Origin of the sequence: Azospirillum brasilense, assembly GCF_008365405.1 — a bacterium.
Lineage (GTDB): Bacteria > Pseudomonadota > Alphaproteobacteria > Azospirillales > Azospirillaceae > Azospirillum > Azospirillum brasilense_D.
Genome location: NZ_QOKV01000013.1, coordinates 1 through 17,647, shown reverse-complemented (window position 1 = coordinate 17,647; position 17,647 = coordinate 1). Strand labels below are relative to the sequence as shown.

Genomic DNA, 17,647 nt, shown 5'->3' with positions numbered 1-17,647 from the left:
GGCGGGACCGTCAGCGGTAGGGGTCGGGCTGCGACAGGAAATCCTGGACGTAGCGGCGCACGCCCTCCTCCAGCTCGGTGAAGGGCTGGTCGAAGCCGGCGGCGCGCAGGCGTTCGGTGCGCGCCTCGGTGAAATACTGGTACTTGCCCTGAAGCTCAGCCGGCATGTCGAAATACTCGACGCGCGGCTCCAGCCCCAGCGCGGCGAAGGTGGCGAGCGCCAAGTCCTTGAAACTGCGCGCCTTGCCGGTGCCGACGTTGAACAGCCCGCTGACCTGCGGGTTGTCGTACAGCCAGAGCATCACGGCCACGCAGTCGTCCACGTGGATGAAGTCGCGGAGCTGCCCGCCGTCCTCGAACTCCGGGCGGTGCGACTTGAACAGCCGCGCCGGCTCGCCGGCCTTGAGCTTGGGGTGGAGCTTGGCGACGACGCTCATCATGTCGTCCTTGTGCCGCTCGTTCGGGCCGTAGACGTTGAAGAACTTCAGGCCCGCCCACTGCGGCGGCAGGATGTCGCCCTCCGTCACCACGCGGGCGACGCGGCGGTCGATCAGATGCTTGGACCAGCCGTAGGCGTTGAGCGGGCGCAGGGCCGCCAGCGCCTCCGGCGACCCGTCGTCGTCGAAGCCGGCGGAGCCGTCGCCGTAGGTCGCGGCGGAAGAGGCGTAGATCAGCCGCGCCCCCCGCCAGGAGGACCAGCGCCAGAGGTCCAGCGTCAGCGCCACGTTGTTGGCGACGATCTTGTCCACGTCGCGTTCCGTCGTCGCCGAGATGGCGCCGAGGTGGAAGATCACGTCGATCTCCGCCGCGTGCTGGTCGAGGAAGGCGAGCGCGTTCTCCGGCGCGACGAGGGTGGCGAGCTCCCGCTTGGCGAGGTTCTGCCACTTCTCCCCGTCGCCGAAGCGGTCGATCACCGCGACGTTGGTGATCCCGCGCGCGGCCAGGGCCGCCACGAGGTTCGAGCCGATGAAACCGGCCCCACCGGTGACCACGATCATGCGCTTTTCCTTGCCGCCGGACCGAAAGAAAGGACGAGCGTCCTTATAGGGTCCGGGGAGCGGGGCTGCAAGGTGGGGAGGGTCTCAAGGCTGTTCAGAAAGTGGCCGAACGTCGCCGCAAGGCGCCCGACACACACTGTGAGCGAACACCGTGTTTATGGCGCGGTGGAATCAACACCGGGCCGCCATCGAGGACCGGATCACGCCTCCGCCGGAGCGGCGGCGCGGCCGGTCCACACCGCCAACAGGCCCTTCTGCAGCAGGATGAAGACGAACAGCAGAACGCCGATGGCGATCTTCGTCCACCAGCTGCTGAGGCTGCCGTCGAAGGTGATGTAGGTCTGGATCAGGCCCTGGATCAGCACGCCGATGAAGGTGCCGACCACATAGCCGTAGCCGCCGGTCAGCTGGGTGCCGCCGATCACCACCGCGGTGATGGTGTCCAGCTCCACCCCCGTCGCCGCCAGCGAGTAGCCGGCCCCGGTGTAGAGCGAGAAGACGATGCCCGCCAGCCCGGCCAGCAGCCCCGACAGGGCGTAGACAGCCACCGTGGTGCGGCCCACCGGCACCCCCATCAGCTCCGCCGACTGGCGGTTGCCGCCGAGCGCGTAGAGGTTGGCGCCGAAGCGCGTCCAATGGGCGCACACCACGGCGGCGGCCACCACCCCCAGCATCAGCAGCGCCGGCAGGGTCAGCCTCCCCCCGCCGTCGAAGCGCAGCGCCAGATCGCCCAGCTCCGCGTAGAGCGGGTGGTTGATCGGGATGGAATCGGTGCTCAGCACGAAGCCGAGGCCACGGGCGACGAACATGCCGGCCAGCGTGACGATGAAGGGCGGCATCTGGAAGACGTGGATGACGGCGCCCATCGCCGCGCCGAAGCCGCCGGCCACCGCCAGCGCCACCGCGAAGGCGGAAAAGGGGTGCCAGCCGCCCTGCTCGATCAGCACGGCCAGCAGCACGGTGGTGAAGCCGATCACCGCCCCCACCGACAGGTCGATGCCCCCGGACAGGATCACGAAGGTCATGCCGACCGCGGTGATGCCGAGGAAGGCGTTGTCGGTCAGCAGGTTGCCGACGACCCGCAGCGAGGCGAAATTGGGAAACTGCGCGGCGCAGAGCAGGAAGCCGACCACCAGGACGGCGCTGGTCACCAGCAGGGGAAGGAAACGGTGGATCATGGCGTCACGCTCCCGCACTCGGGCTTTGGCTCTCGGGCTTGGCCCGTGACGGGGTCGGCGCCCGGACCGGCCGGTGGCCGGCCGGGCGTGGCAGGAACAAGGTCAGGGTCGGCGACTGCAGAAGCAGGACCACCATCAGGACGCCCGCCTTGACGATCAGGTTGAACTCCGGCTTGAAGCCGCTCAGCAGGATGCCGGTGTTCATCGCCTGGAGGATCAGCGCCCCGACCACCGACAGCAGCAGCCCGAACCGGCCGCCGAGCAGGGACGTGCCGCCGACCACCACCGCCAGGATGGCGTCCAGCTCCAGCCACAGGCCGGCGTTGTTGGCGTCGGCGCCGCGGATGTCGGCGGCGACCACCAGACCGGCGACCGCGGCGCACAGGCCGCACCACACATAGACGGCGATCAGCACGACCGGCGTGTTGACGCCCGCCCCGGCGCTGGCCAGCCGGTTGACGCCGACCGCCTCGATCATCAGCCCCAACGCGGTCATCCGGACCAGCAGCGCGGTCACCCCCAGCAGGACGGCGGTGATGACCACCGGCATCGGCACGGTCAGGAAGGAGCCGCTGCCGATGAAGGCGAGGCCTGGGCTGGTGAAAGTGACGATCTGCCCTTCGGTGACCAGCTGGGCGATGCCGCGGCCGGCGACCATCAGGATCAGGGTGGCGACGATCGGCTGGATGCGCAGGACCGCCACCAGAAGCCCGTTCCACAGGCCGCAGAGCAGGCCGGCCCCCAGCGACGCCGCCAGCACCGGCGCCAGCCCCCAGCCCGCCTGGGTCAGGGTGGCGGCGACCGCGCCGGAGATCGCCATCACCGCGCCCACCGACAGGTCGACGCCGCGGGTGGCGATGACCATGGTCATGCCGATGGCGAGCAGCGCCACCGGGGCGCCGCGGTTCAGCACATCGACCAGACTGCCGAACAGCCGGCCGTCCTGCAGGCGGATGGAAAAGAAATCGGGGAAGAGCAGCCAGTTGGCCAGCAGCACGGCGGCCAGCGCGCCGTATTGCGGCAGGTTGCGCGACGGGCCGGGAGCCGACCGCGTCATGGGCGCGGCTCCACGGGAACGGGTTCCGACGCGATGGCGGCGACGATGCGGTCCACGGCGACCTCCCCTCCCCTCAGCTCCGCCACATGGCGGCGGTCGCGCAGCACGACAACGCGGCGGCTGTAGGCGACGATCTCCTCAAGCTCCGACGAGACGACCAGCAGCGCCATGCCGTCGGCGCACAGCCGCTCGATCAGGCGGATGATCTCGGCATGGGCGCCGACGTCGATGCCGCGCGTCGGCTCGTCGAGGATCAGCAGGCGCGGCTCGGTCGCCAGCCAGCGGGCGAGCAGCGCCTTCTGTTGGTTGCCGCCGGACAGAAGCTGGATCGGCTGCTCGGCGTGCGGCGTGCGGATGTCGAGCAGGCGGATGAAGCGGTCGGCGATCTCCTCCTGGCGGCGGCGCGGGATCGGCCGCAACCAGCCCTGCCGCGCCTGGAGCGCCAGGATGATGTTCTCGCGCACCGACAGCGCGCCGACGATGCCCTCCTTCTTGCGGTCCTCCGGGCAGAAGCCGAAGCCGAGCCGGATGGCGTCGCGCGGCCCGCGCAGCCGCACCGTCCGTCCGTCCACCGCCGCCTCGCCGCGGTCGGCGCGGTCCATGCCGAAGACCAGCCGCGCCGTCTCCGTCCGGCCGGAGCCGAGCAGCCCGGCGAGCCCGACCACCTCGCCGGGGCGGATGTCGAGGTCGAAGGGCTCGACGCTGCGCGCCTTGCCGTAGCCGCGGAAGCGGACCAGCGGCGGCCGGGCGTCCTCCTCCGCGTCGTCGTCCGGCGGGGCGATGCGGTGGGCCGCCGCCTCCAGCTCCCGCCCCAGCATCATGGCGACGAGGTCGAGGCGCGACAGCTCCGCGGTGCGCCGCTCCCCCACCAGGCGGCCGTTGCGCAGCACGGTGATGCGGTCGCACAGCGCGTAGACCTGGTCGAGGAAATGGGTGACGAAGACGATGCCGATGCCGCGCGAGCGCAGGGTCCGCATCACCTTGAAGAGGACCGTCACCTCCTGCGCGTCGAGGCTGGCGGTCGGCTCGTCGAGGATCAGCACCTTGGCCGACATGTCCACCGCGCGGGCGATGGCGACGATCTGCTGCGTCGCCACCGAGAAGCGGCCGAGCGGCGCCGTCACGTCGAGGGTCAGGCCGTAGGGGATCAGCACCGCCCGCGCCCGCCGCCGCATGGCGCCGCGGTCGACCAGACCAAAACGCATGGGCTGCCGGCCGAGGAACAGGTTCTCCGCCACCGACAGGTTCGGCAGCAGGTTCACCTCCTGGTACACGGTGCCGATGTGCAGGCGTTGCGCCTCCTCCACGCCGCGGGGGGCGATGGCCCGCCCTTCCAGCGTCACGGTGCCGGCGTCGCGCTGGTAGACGCCGGTCAGCGTCTTGATCAGCGTCGACTTGCCGGCGCCGTTCTCGCCGAGCAACGCGTGGATCTCGCCGTGGCGCACGGTAAAATCCACGCCGTCGAGCGCCTGGACGCCCAGGAAGGCCTTGGACAGGCCGCGCACCGCCAGCAGCGGCGACGACGCGGTGGGGGTGGGGTCCGTCATGCGGGGGTCTCGCCGGCGATGCGTCGGGACGGGGCCGGGTCAGTAGGCGTCCTTGCGACGTTCGTACTCGGCCTTGGCGGTGTCGGGGGTGAACAGGGCAGACTCCGTCTGGATCCATTTCGGCGGCGCCTTGCCGTCCTTCTTGAAGGCGACCAGCGCGTCGAAGGCCGGGCCAGCCATGTTCGGCGTCAGTTCCACGGTCGCGTTCGCCTCGCCCTCGGCCATCGCCTTGAAGATGTCGGGCACGCCGTCGATGGACACGACCAGGATGTCCTTGCCCGGCTTCAGCCCGGCCTCCTTGATCGCCTGGATGGCGCCGACCGCCATGTCGTCGTTGTGGGCGTAGACCGCGCAGATGCCCTTGCCGCCGTTCTCCGCCTTGATGAAGCTCTCCATCACCTCCTTGCCCTTGGCGCGGGTGAAGTCGCCGGACTGGGTGCGGACGATCTTCATGCCGGGATTTTTGGCGACGACCTCGTCGAAGCCCTTCTTGCGGTTGATGGCGGGGGAGGAGCCAACGGTGCCCTGGAGTTCGACCACGTTGCAGGTGCCGCCGGTCTGCTTGGCCAACCATTCGCCGGCGACCCGGCCCTCCAGCACCGTGTCGGAGGTGACGGCGGTCATGTAGAGGCCGGGGTCCCGGGTCTCGATCTGGCGGTCGAGCAGGACGACGGGGATCTTCGCCTCCTTTGCCTCCTTCAGCACCGAATCCCAACCGGTCGCCACCACGGGGGCGATGAAGATGGCGTCCACGCCCTGGGCGACGAAGGAGCGCACGGCCTTGATCTGGTTCTCCTGCTTCTGCTGGGCGTCGGAGATCTTCAGGTCGATCCCGCGCTTCTCGGCCTCCGTCTTGGCGGTCTTGGTCTCGGCGGCGCGCCAGCCCGATTCCGAGCCGATCTGCGAGAAGCCGACGACCAGCTTCTTGTCGGCGGCCTGCGCACCGCCGAGCCCGATCAACAAGGCCGCGGCGGCTGCGGCGGAGATCAGCCATGTCCTGGACATACCGTTTCACTCCCCTGGGTGTCTTGTCATCGATCCGGGCGGCGCCCGCTCGCATCTGTTCGTTGCGCCAACATTAGGCGTCGAAAACCATATCTGTCCAATACGATTCTCGACCGAAGCGATACCGAAACCGGCATGATCGCCCGATGCGGGCAAAGCGATGGCGGTCCTTCCCTCACCGCTGTCCTTTTCTCAGGCTTAGCCGGGCACGCCGTCGATCCGCCGCCACAGGCCGAACGGGTTGCCGTCGCGCAGCGCCTCCGGCAGCAGGGCGGCGGGAATGTCCTGGTAGCAGACCGGGCGCAGGAAGCGCCGGATCGCCAAGGTGCCGACCGAGGTGGTCCGGCTGTCCGAGGTCGCCGGGAAGGGGCCGCCATGGACCATGGCGTGGCAGACCTCCACCCCGGTCGGCCAGCCGTTGGCGAGGATGCGGCCCGCCTTGCGCTCCAGGGTCGGCAGAAGCGCGGCCACCGCGTCGCCGTCCGCCGGTTCCATCTGCACGGTCGCGGTGAGCTGGCCCTCCAGCCGTTCGGCGACGGTCCGCATCGTTGCCGCGTCTGGGCAGCGGATCAGCAGGGACGCCGCCCCGAACACCTCGTCCTGCAAGGCCGTGTCGGCGAGGAAGGCGTCGGCCGTCGTGCCGAACAGGGCGGCCTGTGCCTGGTTCGGGCCGGAACAGGCCAGCCCGCGGGCGAGCGTCGCCACGGCGGCGCTGCCGGACAGCCGCGCCACCCCTGAATCATAGGCGGCGTGGATGGCCGGGGTCAGCATGGTCAAGGCGGCGCTGCCGCCCAGCGCGTCCACCGCGGCGGCCAGGAAGCGGTCGAGGTCCGGCCCGTCGACGCCCAGCAGGATGCCGGGGTTGGTGCAGAACTGTCCGGCGCCCATGGTCAGCGAGGCCACGAAGCCCTTGCCCAGCGCCTCCGCCCGTGCGGCCAGCGCCGCCGGCATCAGGAAGACCGGGTTGATGCTGCTCATTTCCGCATAGACCGGGATGGGTTCGGGCCGGCGGGCCGCCGCTTCCATCAGGGCGAGGCCGCCGCCGCGCGAGCCGGTGAAGCCCACCGCCTTGATGCGCGGGTCGGTGACCAGCGCCGTTCCGATGGGGTTGCCGACGCCGAACAGCAGCGAGAAGACGCCCTCGGGCAGCCCGCAGGACACCACCGCCGCCTGGATGGCCCGGCCGACCAGTTCCGACGTGCCGGGATGGGCGGAATGGCCCTTGACCACCACCGGGCAGCCGGCGGCCAGCGCCGACGCGGTGTCGCCGCCGGCCACCGAGAAGGCCAGCGGGAAATTCGACGCGCCGAACACCGCGACCGGGCCGAGCGGGATGTGGCGCTGCCGGACGTCGGGGCGCGGCAGCGGCTGGCGGTCCGGCTGGGCCGGGTCGATTCGGGCCTCCAGCCAGCCGCCCTCGCGCACCGTCTGGGCGAACAGGCGGAGCTGGCCGACGGTGCGGCCCCGCTCCCCCTCCAGCCGCGGGCGCGGCAGGCCGCTCTCGGCCATGGCGCGGACGATCAGCGCGTCGCCGAGGTCGAGGATGTTCGCGGCGATGGTCTCCAGGAAGGCGGCCCGCGCCTCCAGCCCGGTTTCGCGAAAGGCGTCGAAGGCGGCCCAGGCCAGCGCGCAGGCGCGCTCGACCTCCACCGCCCCGCCGCCGCCGAAGACCGGCTCCAGCTCCGCGCCGGTGGCGGGATCGACGGCGCGGAAGGCGCCGACGGAGCCGCGGTGGCTCTCGGCGCCGATCAGCATCTCGCCGGTGATGGTGGTCATCATGGGTCTCCCGGTTTGGCGGGTCGTGGTGGCGGCGCCCTCAGCGCGCCCAGCGCAGGACCAGCGGGTCGAGGCGGCGGGCGGCGTCGAGCAGGCCGGCCCGGCTGGCCGGGTGCGGGTCCGCCAGCGGGTGGCGCACGGCGTCGCAGGCGATGATGCCGCCCTCCTTCATCAGGATCTTGGCGGTGGCGAGGCCGCATTGCCGGTTCTCGTGGTTGATCAGCGGCAGCCAGCGCCCGTAGGCCGCCACCGCCGCCTCGCGGTCGCCGGCGAGGAAGGGGTCGATGATCTGGCGGATGCCGTCGGGATAGCCGCCGCCGGTCATGGCGCCGGTCGCCCCGGCGTCGAGGTCGGCCAGCAGGGTGATCGCCTCCTCGCCGTCCCACGGTCCTTCGACGGCGTCGCCGCCCAGCTCGATCAGCCGGCGCAGCTTGGCGGCGGTCTGCGGCACCTCGACCTTGAAATAGGCGACGTTGGCGATCTCCCGCGCCATGCGGGCCAGCAGCTCCGCCGACAGCGCGGTGCCGCTGACCGGGGCGTCCTGAATCATGATCGGGATGTCGATGGCGTCGGACACCCGCTGGAAGAAGGCGGTGATGCCCGCCTCGGGCACGCGGATGGTGGCGCCGTGGTAGGGCGGCATGACCATCACCATGGCGGCCCCCAGCTCCTGGGCGCGGCGGCTGCGCGCGGCGCAGGCGGCGGTGCTGAAATGGGTGGTGGTGACGATGACCGGCACCCGGCCGGCGACGTGGCCGAGGATGGTCTCCATCAGCAGTTCCCGCTCGGCGTCGGTCAGCACGAACTGCTCGGAGAAGTTGGCAAGGATGCACAGGCCGTCGGAGCCGGCGTCGATCATGAAATCGACGCAGCGCGTCTGCCCGGCGAGGTCGAGGTCCCCCGTCTCGGTGAAGATGGTGGGAACGACGGGGAACACTCCCCGATAGGGGCGGGCGCTGGAGGCCATGGCCGTTGGGGTCCTTCTGTCGGGTGGATTGCAGGCCGGGTCAGCCGGGCGGATGCCCGAAGCGGCCGGGCGGCAGGCCGCGAACGCCGCCGGGATCGCACTCGAACAGCGCGCCGGCCAGCGGTTCGTCGGGGCGGCCATGCGCTGCGGTCGTCACGAACAGCCGGTCGAGGGCGGGGCCGGCGAAGACGCAGGAGGTGACCCGCGACACCGGCAGCGCGGTCGCGCGGTCCAGCGTGCCGTCGGGCCGGAAGCGGCTGACCCGCCCACCGTCCCAATGGGCCACCCACAGGCCGCCCTCGGCGTCGCAGGTCATGCCGTCGGGATAGCCGTCGGCCTCGGCGAAGCGGATGTGGGCGCGCTTTCCGGACAATCGCCCCTCTCCGTCGAGGTCGAAGGCGTGGATTGTCCGCGCCGCGCTGTCGGTGTGGTAGAGCGTCCGCCCGTCCGGCGCCAGGGCCGGGCCGTTGGCGACGGTGTAACCCTCGTCCACACAGGTCAGGGCGCCATCGGGGTCGAGCCGATGGAAAGCGCCGGACGCCATCTCCTCGCCGTCATCCATGCTGCCGATCCACAGGCGCCCCTGCGCGTCGGCCTTGGCGTCGTTTAGCCGGTTGCCCGGCCGGTCGGGGTCGATCCGAGCCAACTCCCCGGCGATCACCGCGCGGCCCGGATCCAACCGCAGGCGGACCACCCGGCGCGAGCGCAGCCCGGCGATGAAGCCGTCGCCATCGGCGCATTCCACCAACCAACAGGCCGCGTCCTCCAGCGCCCAATCCGCTTGGGACCCGTCGTCGAGCCCGTGGCGCAGAATCCGCGATCCGTGGATGTCGACGAAAAAGACGGCGCCCTGCCCCGGCGACCACAGCGGGCCTTCGCCCAGGAGCGCCCGGACGGGCCAGACGCAACGAACCTCCTGCGGCATGCCCTGTCGCCTCCTCCTCGCGGTCCCGTTCCGAATTTTGTTGACCATGCCAACAATAGGGAGCGTTCTGATAATCGTCCAATACGAATATCGGCGCCTGCGATACGAGATTTCGTATGCCGGCAGTATCGCCAGACCGGAGGCTCCCGCCCGTGACCCCGCACCGTTTCCCGGCCAACTGGTTCCTCAAGGCCCGGCTGAAGCTGCGCCATCTCCAGCTGTTCGTGGCGCTGGATGAGCACCGCAACCTGCACCGCGCCGCCGCCAGCCTGACCATGTCGCAGCCGGCGGCCTCGAAGCTGCTGGGCGACCTGGAGGAGTCGCTGGGCGTCACCCTGTTCGAGCGCCATGGCCGCGGCGTCGAGCCGAACTGGTACGGCGGCCTGATGATCCGCCACGCGCGGGCGATCCTCAGCGGCTTGCAGGAGGCGGGGGAGGAGCTGAACGACCTGCTGGCCGGCCACAGCGGCAGCGTCTCCATCGGCACGGTGATGGCCCCGGCGGTGGAGCTGGTGGTCCCGGTGATCACCACGCTGACCCGCGAGCATCCCGACCTGAAGATCGCCGTGGCGGTGGAGACCAGCGACGTGCTGGCCGAACGGGTCCGGCAGGGCGTCATGGATTTCGCGATCGGCCGCCTGCCCGACCACGTCGACGCCGCGTGCTTCGACTATCAGGAGATCAGCAGCGAGGAGCTGTGTTTCGTCTGCCGCGACGGCCACCCGCTGCTGCGGCTCGGCCGCCCGCTGACCGCCGCCGATCTGGTGGACGCCACCTGGATTCTCCAGCCGCTGGGCAGCCTGCTGCGCAGCCGGGTCGAGGCGCTGTTCCGCGCCGAGGGGGTGCCGCCGCCGCGCAAGGTGATCGAAAGCGCCTCCCCGGTCATCTCCCTCGCGATGGTGGCCGAGAACGATTCGGTCACCGTCTTCGCCCGCGCCCTCGCCCAGGTGTTCTCCCCCACCGGCTGCTGCACCATTGTGCCCTTCCACAAGCGCTTCAGCGTCGAGCCCTACGGCATTTTCTGGCTGAAGGACCGCCCGCTGTCGCCGGGTGCCCGCACCGCCCTGGCCGCCTTGCGGGCGGCGTCCGACGCCAAGATGCGCCGCGCCCAGGAAACACCGCAGCCGGGTCCTTCAAGCGATACACAAATGCATATGGATTCCGCCGATAATCGTATTTGACAGTTATGGTTTTTCGGCCGATTGCTAGCCTTACAAACATTGCGCCACCCGACACCCGTTCAAGTGCCGCGGGTGTGGCCAACCCGGTGCCGCAGAAGGGGGAGGAAATCGGCCCATGTCTTCTTCGTTCACGACCACACTGGCCGGGATGGCCGTCGGCGTGCTGGCCCTGACCGCTGCCGCCGCGCCGGCGCTGGCGCAGGACAAGCCCACCGTCGGCATCGCGATGCCCACCAAGTCCTCGGCCCGCTGGATCGACGACGGCAACAACATGGTCAAGCAGTTCCAGGCCAAGGGCTACAAGACCGACCTGCAATACGCCGAGGACGACATCCCCAACCAGCTCGCCCAGATCGAGACGATGGTCGCCAAGAACAGCAAGGTTCTGGTGATCGCCGCCATCGACGGCACGACGCTGACCGACGTGCTGCAGCAGGCCAAGGACCGCGGCGTGAAGGTCATCGCCTACGACCGGCTGATCCGCGGGTCGGAGAACGTGGACTATTACGCGACCTTCGACAATTTCCAGGTCGGCGTGCTCCAGGGCAGCTACATCGTCGACGCGCTGGGCCTGAAGGACGGCAAGGGTCCTTTCACCATCGAACTGTTCGGCGGCTCCCCCGACGACAACAACGCCTATTTCTTCTACAACGGCGCCATGTCGGTGCTGCAGCCCCACATCGACAGCGGCAAGCTGAAGGTGGGCAGCGGTCAGGTGGGGATGGACAAGGTGTCCACCCTGCGCTGGGACGGCGCCACCGCCCAGGCCCGCATGGACAACCTGCTGAGCGCCTTCTACGGCAACCGCCGCGTCGACGCCGTGCTGTCGCCCTACGACGGGATCAGCATCGGCATCATCTCCTCGCTGAAAGGGGTCGGCTACGGCTCGCCGTCGCAGCCGATGCCGGTGGTGACCGGGCAGGACGCCGAGGTGCCCTCGATCAAGTCGATCCTCGCGGGCGAGCAGCGCGCCACCGTCTTCAAGGACACCCGCGAACTGGCCCGGGTCACGGTCGAGATGGTCGACGCCGTGCTGGGCGGCGGCACGCCGCCGGTCAACGACACCAAGACCTACGACAACGGCAAGAAAGTCGTCCCGGCCTATCTGCTGAAGCCGGTCAGCGTGGACGCGTCGAACTGGAAGAGCACGCTGGTCGGCAGCGGCTACTACACCGAAGCCCAGTTCAAGTGACGAAGGGGCGCAGGGCGGGCGCCGACCGGCGCCCCCCGCGACCGGCCTGAGTTCGATCGCGCGATCGGAGGATTCTCATGGACTCCATCCTGGAGCGGTCCAGTCTGGCGATGCCGATCCTGGAGATGACGGGCATCACCAAGACGTTTCCCGGCGTGAAGGCGCTGGACGACGTCAACCTGTCGGTCCGCGAGGGCGAGATCCACGCGCTGATCGGCGAGAACGGCGCCGGCAAGTCGACGCTGATGAAGGTGCTGAGCGGGGTCTACCCGCAAGGCAGCTTCGACGGCGAGATCCGCTTCCGCGGCCAGCCCCAGGCCTTCCGCGGCATCGCCGACAGCGAGCGGCTGGGCATCATCATCATCCACCAGGAGCTGGCGCTCGTCCCCCTGCTGTCGATCACCGAGAACCTCTTCCTCGGCAACGAGCAGCCCAAGCGGGGGCTGCTCGGGGGCAACGTCATCGACTGGGACGCCTCCACCCTGCGGGCGCGGGAGCTGCTGCGCCTCGTCGGGCTGCATGATCCGCCGGAAACCCTGATCACCGACCTCGGCGTCGGCAAGCAGCAGCTCGTGGAAATCGCCAAGGCCCTGTCCAAGGAGGTCAAGCTGCTGATCCTGGACGAGCCAACCGCCAGCCTGAACGAGAGCGACAGCGACGCCCTGCTGGACCTGCTGCTTCAGTTCAAGGCGCGCGGGATCGCCTCCATCCTCATCTCGCACAAGCTGAACGAGATCGCCAAGGTCGCCGACCGGGTGACCATCCTGCGCGACGGCACGACGGTGGAGACGCTGGACTGCCGCGAGGCGGTGGTCAGCCAGGACCGCATCATCCGCGGCATGGTCGGGCGCTCCCTGTCCGACCGCTACCCCAGGCGGACCACCGTGCCCGGCGAGGTGCTGTTCGAGGTCAAGGGCTGGAGCGCCGACCACCCGGCCCATCCCGGCCGGCGCGTCGTCCGGGACGTGAACCTGACCGTCCGCCGCGGCGAGGTGGTGGGCATCGCCGGGCTGATGGGCGCCGGCCGCACCGAATTCGCGATGAGCCTGTTCGGCCGCTCCTACGGCCGCAACATCCGCGGGCGGGCCTTCTTGAACGGGCGGGAGATCGACGTCTCCACCATCAGCCGGGCCATGGCGAACGACCTCGCCTACGCGACGGAGGACCGCAAGCATCTCGGCCTCGTGCTCGACAACGACATCCGCCACAACGTCACGTTGGCGAACCTCAAGGGGGTGGCGAAACGCTGGGTCATCGACCATGAGCGCGAGGTCCAGGTGGCGGAGGAGTTCCGGCGCCGGCTGCGCATCCGCTGCCCCGACGTGTTCCAGGAGACGGTGAACCTGTCGGGCGGCAACCAGCAGAAGGTCGTGCTCAGCAAGTGGCTGTTCGCCGACCCGCAGGTGCTGATCCTCGACGAGCCGACCCGCGGCATCGACGTCGGCGCCAAGTACGAGATCTACACCATCATCAACCAATTGGTCGCCGAGGGCCGGGGCGTCGTCCTGATCTCCTCCGAAATGCCGGAGCTGCTGGGCGTCGCCGACCGCATCTATGTGATGAACGCAGGCGCGATGGTCGCCGAGATGCCGGCGGCCGAGGCCAGCCAGGAGAAGATCATGGGGGCGATCATGCGCTCCGGCGAGACGCTGATGTCCGGGGAGGCTCTGCCATGAGCGCCGAACTCAACCTTCCGGCGCGCGGGCCGCGGGTGTCCATGGGACGGTTCGTGAAGGCGCACATGCGCGAGTACGGCATGCTGCTGTCGCTGGTCGCCATCGTCCTGTTCTTCCAGTACATGACCGACGGCACGCTGCTGCAGCCGCTGAACCTGACCAACCTCGTTCTGCAGAACAGCTACATCGTCATCATGGCGCTGGGCATGCTGCTGGTGATCGTCGCCGGGCACATCGACCTGTCGGTGGGGTCGGTCGTCGCCCTCATCGGCGCGCTGGCGGCGACGCTGATGGTGCGGCTCCACCTGGACTTCGTCACCACGACGCTGCTGTGCCTGCTGGCCGGGGCGGCGATCGGGGCGGTGCAGGGCTTCTGGGTCGCCTATCTGCGCATCCCCTCCTTCATCGTGACGCTGGCCGGCATGCTGGTCTTCCGCGGCCTGTGCCTGATCCTGCTGGCCGGCCAGTCGGTCGGCCCCTTCCCGGTGGAGTTCCAGCGCCTCAGCTCCGGCTTCATTCCGGATTTCCTGGCGCTGGACGCCTTCAACTTGGGCAAGTTCCACCTGACCAGCCTGCTGCTCTGCGCGGCCGTGGCCGCCGCGATGGTGGCGATGAACACCAGGGTGCGCCTGCGCCGGCAGAGCGTCGCCATCGAGCAGGAGCCGCTGCCGCTGTTCGTGGCGAAGAACGTCGCGCTGGTCGCCGTGCTGATCTATGTCGGGCAATTGCTGGCCTCCTACCGCGGCCTGCCCAACGTGCTGATCATCATGAGCGTGCTGATCGCGCTCTACAGCTTCGTCACCCGCAACACCACGGTGGGGCGGCGCGTCTACGCGCTGGGCGGCAACGAGAAGGCGGCCAAGCTGTCCGGCATCGACACCCGGCGGCTCAGCTTCTACACCTTCGTCAACATGGGGGTGCTGGCGGCGCTGGCCGGGCTGATCTTCGCCGCAAGGCTGAACACCGCAACGCCGAAGGCCGGCGTCTCGTTCGAGCTGGACGTGATCGCCGCCTGCTTCATTGGCGGCGCCTCGGCGTCGGGCGGCGTGGGCCGGGTGACCGGTGCGGTGATCGGCGCCTTCATCATGGGCGTGATGAACAACGGCATGTCGATCCTGGGCATCGGCATCGACTGGCAGCAGGTCATCAAGGGCATGGTGCTGCTCGCCGCCGTCACCATCGACGTCTACAACAAGAACAAGGCGTGAGAGCCGTCATGACCCGTTCCACTCCCGCCCCGCTCACCGTCGGCATCGTCGGCTTCGGCAAGATCGCCCGCGACCAGCATGTCCCGGCCATCGCCGCCACCGGCCTGTTCCGGCTCGCCGCGGTGGTCAGCCCGCACGGCGCCACCCCGGAGGAAACCGGGCTCCGCGACGTGCCGGTCTTCCGCAGCCAGGCGGAGATGCTGGCCGCCCTGCCCGGCCTCGACGCCGTGGCGATCTGCACGCCGCCCGCCGTCCGCCACGCCCTGACGGTGGAAGCGCTGCGCGCCGGCAAGCATGTCCTGATCGAGAAGCCGCCGGCCGCCACCCTGACCGAGCTTCGCCTCCTGCTCGACGCGGCGGAGGGCGCCAAGCGCACGCTGTTCGCCGCCTGGCACTCCCGCTTCAACGCGGCGGTGGAGGAGACGCGGCGGCGGCTGGCCGGCGCCACCGTCCGCCACGCCGCTATCACTTGGAAGGAGGACGTGCGGCGCTGGCATCCGGGCCAGGACTGGATTTTCGCGGCGGGGGGCTTCGGCGTCTTCGATCCCGGCATCAATGCCCTGTCGATCCTGACCGCGATCCTGCCCGGCCCCGTCGTCGTCCGCGACGCCGAATTGCGGGTCCCCGCCAACCGCGACACGCCCATCGCCGCGACGCTGCGCATGGAGGGGGTTGCGGGCTCCGCCGTCGGGACGGTGACCGCCGCCTTCGACTTCCTCCAGGAGGGCGAGCAGACCTGGACCATTGCCATCGAGACGGAGAGCGGACGGTTCGACCTGACCCACGGCGGGACGCGGCTGAGCGAGGACGGCGTGCCCGTGATGGCCGAGCCCGACAGCGAGTACCAGCGCATCTACCGCCGCTTCCACCAACTGATCGCGGACGCGACCGGCGACGTCGACGCCCGTCCGCTGCAACTGGTCGCCGACGCCTGTCTGATCGGGCGCTGGCGCACCACCGACGCCTTCCACTGGTAACGCGCCGGGCGCACCGCCCGGCCGACTCCCAACGACGCCCGAACGAGGCTCCGAACGACCCCGGCGCCGGCCGTACCCCGGTCCGCGCCCCCAACCCGAATTGGTGCCGACATGTCCGATACGAAACCCTCCACCCAGCACCCGGAATTCGGCTCCGGCCGGCGGCTGCGGTCGCGCGCGTGGTTCGACAACCCCGACAACCCCGACATGACCGCGCTCTATCTGGAGCGCTACCTGAATTTCGGGCTGACGCGGGAGGAGCTGCAGTCGGGCGCGCCGATCATCGGCATCGCCCAGACCGGCTCCGACCTCAGCCCCTGCAACCGGCACCATCTGGTGCTGGCCGAACGGCTGCGCGAGGGCATCCGCACCGCCGGCGGCATCGCCATCGAGTTCCCCGTCCACCCGATCCAGGAGACCGGAAAGCGGCCGACCGCCTCGCTCGACCGCAACCTCGCCTATCTCGGCTTGGTCGAGGTGCTGCACGGCTACCCGCTTGACGGGGTGGTGCTGACCATCGGCTGCGACAAGACCACCCCCGCCTGCCTGATGGCAGCGGCCACCGTGAACATCCCGGCCATCGCCCTGTCGGTCGGCCCCATGCTGAACGGCTGGTTCCGCGGCGAGCGCACCGGCTCGGGCACCATCGTATGGAAGGCGCGCCAGATGATGGCGGCCGGCGAGATCGACTATCAGGGCTTCATCGAGCTGGTGGCCTCCTCGGCCCCCTCGACCGGCTACTGCAACACGATGGGCACGGCCTCCACGATGAACTCGCTGGCCGAGGTGCTGGGCATGCAGCTCCCCGGCTCCGCCGCCATCCCCGCCCCCTACCGCGAGCGCCAGCAGGCCGCCTACGAGACCGGCAAGCGCATCGTCGCGATGGTCCGCGAGGACCTCAAGCCCTCCGACATCCTGACCCGCGACGCCTTCCTCAACGCCATCGTCGTCAACTCCGCCATCGGCGGCTCGACCAACGCGCCGATCCACATCAACGCCATCGCCAAGCACATCGGCGTGCCGCTGACGGTGGAGGACTGGCAGACCCACGGGCACGACGTGCCGCTGCTGGTCAACCTCCAGCCGGCCGGCGAGTATCTGGGCGAGGACTTCCACCGCGCCGGCGGCGTGCCCGCGGTCGTCGCCCAGCTGATGGGCAAGGGGCTGATCCGCGAGGGGGCGCCCACCGTCAACGGCCGGACCATCGGCGAGAACTGCCGCGCGCAGCCGATCCTCGACACGCGGGTGATCCACTCCATCGACGAGCCGCTGATGCCCAGCGCCGGCTTCGTGGTGCTGCGCGGCAACCTGTTCGGCGCCGCGATCATGAAGACCAGCGTCATCTCCGACGAGTTCCGCGAACGCTACCTGTCCAACCCCCAGGACCCGGAGGCGTTCGAGGGCAAGGTCGTCGTCTTCGACGGGCCGGAGGACTACCATCACCGCATCGACGACCCCAGCCTGGGCTTCGACGCCTACACCATCTTGGTCATCCGCGGCACCGGCCCCATCGGCTATCCGGGGGCGGCGGAGGTGGTCAACATGCGCCCCCCCGCCACGCTGATCAAACAGGGTGTGCATTCCCTTCCCTGCATTGGCGACGGCCGCCAGTCCGGCACCTCGGGATCGCCCTCCATCCTCAACGCGTCCCCGGAGGCGGCGGCGGGCGGCGGGCTGGCCCTGCTGCGCAGCGGCGACCGGGTGCGCATCGACCTGCGCCGCGGCAGCGCCGACATCCTGATTTCGGAGGGAGAGCTGGCCGACCGCCGCGCCGCGCTGGAGGCCGCGGGCGGCTACCCCATCCCGCCGTCGCAGACCCCCTGGCAGGAGATCCGTATCCGGCATCGCCTCCCCACGTAGCCCAGGTTTCAGCCGGTCCGTAGTCTTCCGCGCGTACCGATCAGCTGCGGGAGGCGAGGATGGGATCGACGGGGACGGGCTCGGGCGAGTCGTTCTGGCGG

Annotated in this window: 14 protein-coding genes; 6 read left to right on the top strand and 8 right to left on the bottom strand. The window is 70.0% G+C overall.

The window, feature by feature from the left end; genetic code table 11:
• Positions 1–10: 10 nt before the first annotated feature.
• The 8 genes from rfaD to DS837_RS19125 form a co-directional block, all read right to left on the bottom strand.
• Positions 11–997 (bottom strand): ADP-glyceromanno-heptose 6-epimerase, encoded by a 987-nt coding sequence (gene rfaD, locus DS837_RS19160; protein WP_149166230.1) that lies wholly within the window; start codon positions 995–997, stop codon positions 11–13.
• Positions 998–1,197: 200 nt separating this feature from the next.
• Entirely contained in the window at positions 1,198–2,175 is a 978-nt protein-coding gene (gene yjfF / locus DS837_RS19155) for a galactofuranose ABC transporter, permease protein YjfF (RefSeq protein WP_149166229.1), read from the bottom strand.
• A gap of 4 nt (positions 2,176–2,179) precedes the next feature.
• Positions 2,180–3,232, bottom strand: a complete 1,053-nt coding sequence (locus DS837_RS19150; RefSeq protein WP_149166228.1) for an ABC transporter permease — start codon at positions 3,230–3,232, stop codon at positions 2,180–2,182.
• Positions 3,229–4,779, bottom strand: a complete 1,551-nt coding sequence (ytfR, locus tag DS837_RS19145; protein WP_149166227.1) for a galactofuranose ABC transporter, ATP-binding protein YtfR — start codon at positions 4,777–4,779, stop codon at positions 3,229–3,231. Before ytfR ends, DS837_RS19150 begins: the two co-directional genes overlap by 4 nt.
• A gap of 39 nt (positions 4,780–4,818) precedes the next feature.
• The gene (gene ytfQ / locus DS837_RS19140; RefSeq protein ID WP_040138170.1) at positions 4,819–5,784 is read right to left on the bottom strand and encodes a galactofuranose ABC transporter, galactofuranose-binding protein YtfQ; all 966 of its coding nucleotides are present in this window, start codon (positions 5,782–5,784) and stop codon (positions 4,819–4,821) included.
• Between the two features lie 198 nt (positions 5,785–5,982).
• Positions 5,983–7,563 (bottom strand): aldehyde dehydrogenase (NADP(+)), encoded by a 1,581-nt coding sequence (locus DS837_RS19135; protein WP_247890026.1) that lies wholly within the window; start codon positions 7,561–7,563, stop codon positions 5,983–5,985.
• A 37-nt stretch (positions 7,564–7,600) separates the two neighbouring features.
• Positions 7,601–8,527 carry a dihydrodipicolinate synthase family protein gene (locus DS837_RS19130; RefSeq protein ID WP_149166226.1) on the bottom strand — a complete coding sequence of 309 codons (927 nt, stop codon included), beginning with the start codon at positions 8,525–8,527 and terminating at the stop codon, positions 7,601–7,603.
• A gap of 40 nt (positions 8,528–8,567) precedes the next feature.
• Positions 8,568–9,452 (bottom strand): SMP-30/gluconolactonase/LRE family protein, encoded by an 885-nt coding sequence (locus tag DS837_RS19125; RefSeq protein ID WP_149166225.1) that lies wholly within the window; start codon positions 9,450–9,452, stop codon positions 8,568–8,570.
• 152 nt (positions 9,453–9,604) lie between these two features.
• Between DS837_RS19125 and DS837_RS19120 the strand changes: the two genes are divergently transcribed.
• From DS837_RS19120 to DS837_RS19095, 6 genes are all read left to right on the top strand, one after another.
• Entirely contained in the window at positions 9,605–10,633 is a 1,029-nt protein-coding gene (locus DS837_RS19120; RefSeq protein ID WP_149166224.1) for a LysR family transcriptional regulator, read from the top strand.
• A gap of 115 nt (positions 10,634–10,748) precedes the next feature.
• A complete protein-coding gene (gene chvE, locus DS837_RS19115) occupies positions 10,749–11,825 on the top strand; it encodes a multiple monosaccharide ABC transporter substrate-binding protein (RefSeq protein WP_149166223.1) in 1,077 nt (358 codons plus the stop codon).
• 77 nt (positions 11,826–11,902) lie between these two features.
• On the top strand, positions 11,903–13,501 hold the full coding sequence (mmsA, locus tag DS837_RS19110) for a multiple monosaccharide ABC transporter ATP-binding protein (RefSeq protein ID WP_149166222.1): 1,599 nt from the start codon (positions 11,903–11,905) through the stop codon (positions 13,499–13,501).
• A complete protein-coding gene (mmsB, locus tag DS837_RS19105; protein ID WP_149166221.1) occupies positions 13,498–14,709 on the top strand; it encodes a multiple monosaccharide ABC transporter permease in 1,212 nt (403 codons plus the stop codon). Before mmsA ends, mmsB begins: the two co-directional genes overlap by 4 nt.
• Before the next feature lie 8 nt (positions 14,710–14,717).
• Positions 14,718–15,686 (top strand): Gfo/Idh/MocA family protein, encoded by a 969-nt coding sequence (locus DS837_RS19100; protein ID WP_149166220.1) that lies wholly within the window; start codon positions 14,718–14,720, stop codon positions 15,684–15,686.
• Between the two features lie 111 nt (positions 15,687–15,797).
• Positions 15,798–17,546: an IlvD/Edd family dehydratase gene (locus DS837_RS19095; RefSeq protein ID WP_282187578.1), complete on the top strand. Its 1,749-nt coding sequence runs from the start codon at positions 15,798–15,800 to the stop codon at positions 17,544–17,546.
• Positions 17,547–17,647 lie beyond the last annotated feature (101 nt).

Bases quoted from the DNA above. Each gene is read 5' to 3' on its own strand.
- DS837_RS19135 (WP_247890026.1), bottom strand. From the start codon at position 7,563: ATGATGACCACCATCACCGGCGAGATGCTGATCGGCGCCGAGAGCCAC.
- mmsB (WP_149166221.1), top strand. From the start codon at position 13,498: ATGAGCGCCGAACTCAACCTTCCGGCGCGCGGGCCGCGGGTGTCCATG.
- DS837_RS19100 (WP_149166220.1), top strand. From the start codon at position 14,718: ATGACCCGTTCCACTCCCGCCCCGCTCACCGTCGGCATCGTCGGCTTC.
- DS837_RS19130 (WP_149166226.1), bottom strand. From the start codon at position 8,527: ATGGCCTCCAGCGCCCGCCCCTATCGGGGAGTGTTCCCCGTCGTTCCC.
- ytfQ (WP_040138170.1), bottom strand. From the start codon at position 5,784: ATGTCCAGGACATGGCTGATCTCCGCCGCAGCCGCCGCGGCCTTGTTG.
- DS837_RS19150 (WP_149166228.1), bottom strand. From the start codon at position 3,232: ATGACGCGGTCGGCTCCCGGCCCGTCGCGCAACCTGCCGCAATACGGC.
- mmsA (WP_149166222.1), top strand. From the start codon at position 11,903: ATGGACTCCATCCTGGAGCGGTCCAGTCTGGCGATGCCGATCCTGGAG.
- yjfF (WP_149166229.1), bottom strand. From the start codon at position 2,175: ATGATCCACCGTTTCCTTCCCCTGCTGGTGACCAGCGCCGTCCTGGTG.
- ytfR (WP_149166227.1), bottom strand. From the start codon at position 4,779: ATGACGGACCCCACCCCCACCGCGTCGTCGCCGCTGCTGGCGGTGCGC.
- chvE (WP_149166223.1), top strand. From the start codon at position 10,749: ATGTCTTCTTCGTTCACGACCACACTGGCCGGGATGGCCGTCGGCGTG.
- DS837_RS19125 (WP_149166225.1), bottom strand. From the start codon at position 9,452: ATGCCGCAGGAGGTTCGTTGCGTCTGGCCCGTCCGGGCGCTCCTGGGC.
- rfaD (WP_149166230.1), bottom strand. From the start codon at position 997: ATGATCGTGGTCACCGGTGGGGCCGGTTTCATCGGCTCGAACCTCGTG.
- DS837_RS19095 (WP_282187578.1), top strand. From the start codon at position 15,798: ATGTCCGATACGAAACCCTCCACCCAGCACCCGGAATTCGGCTCCGGC.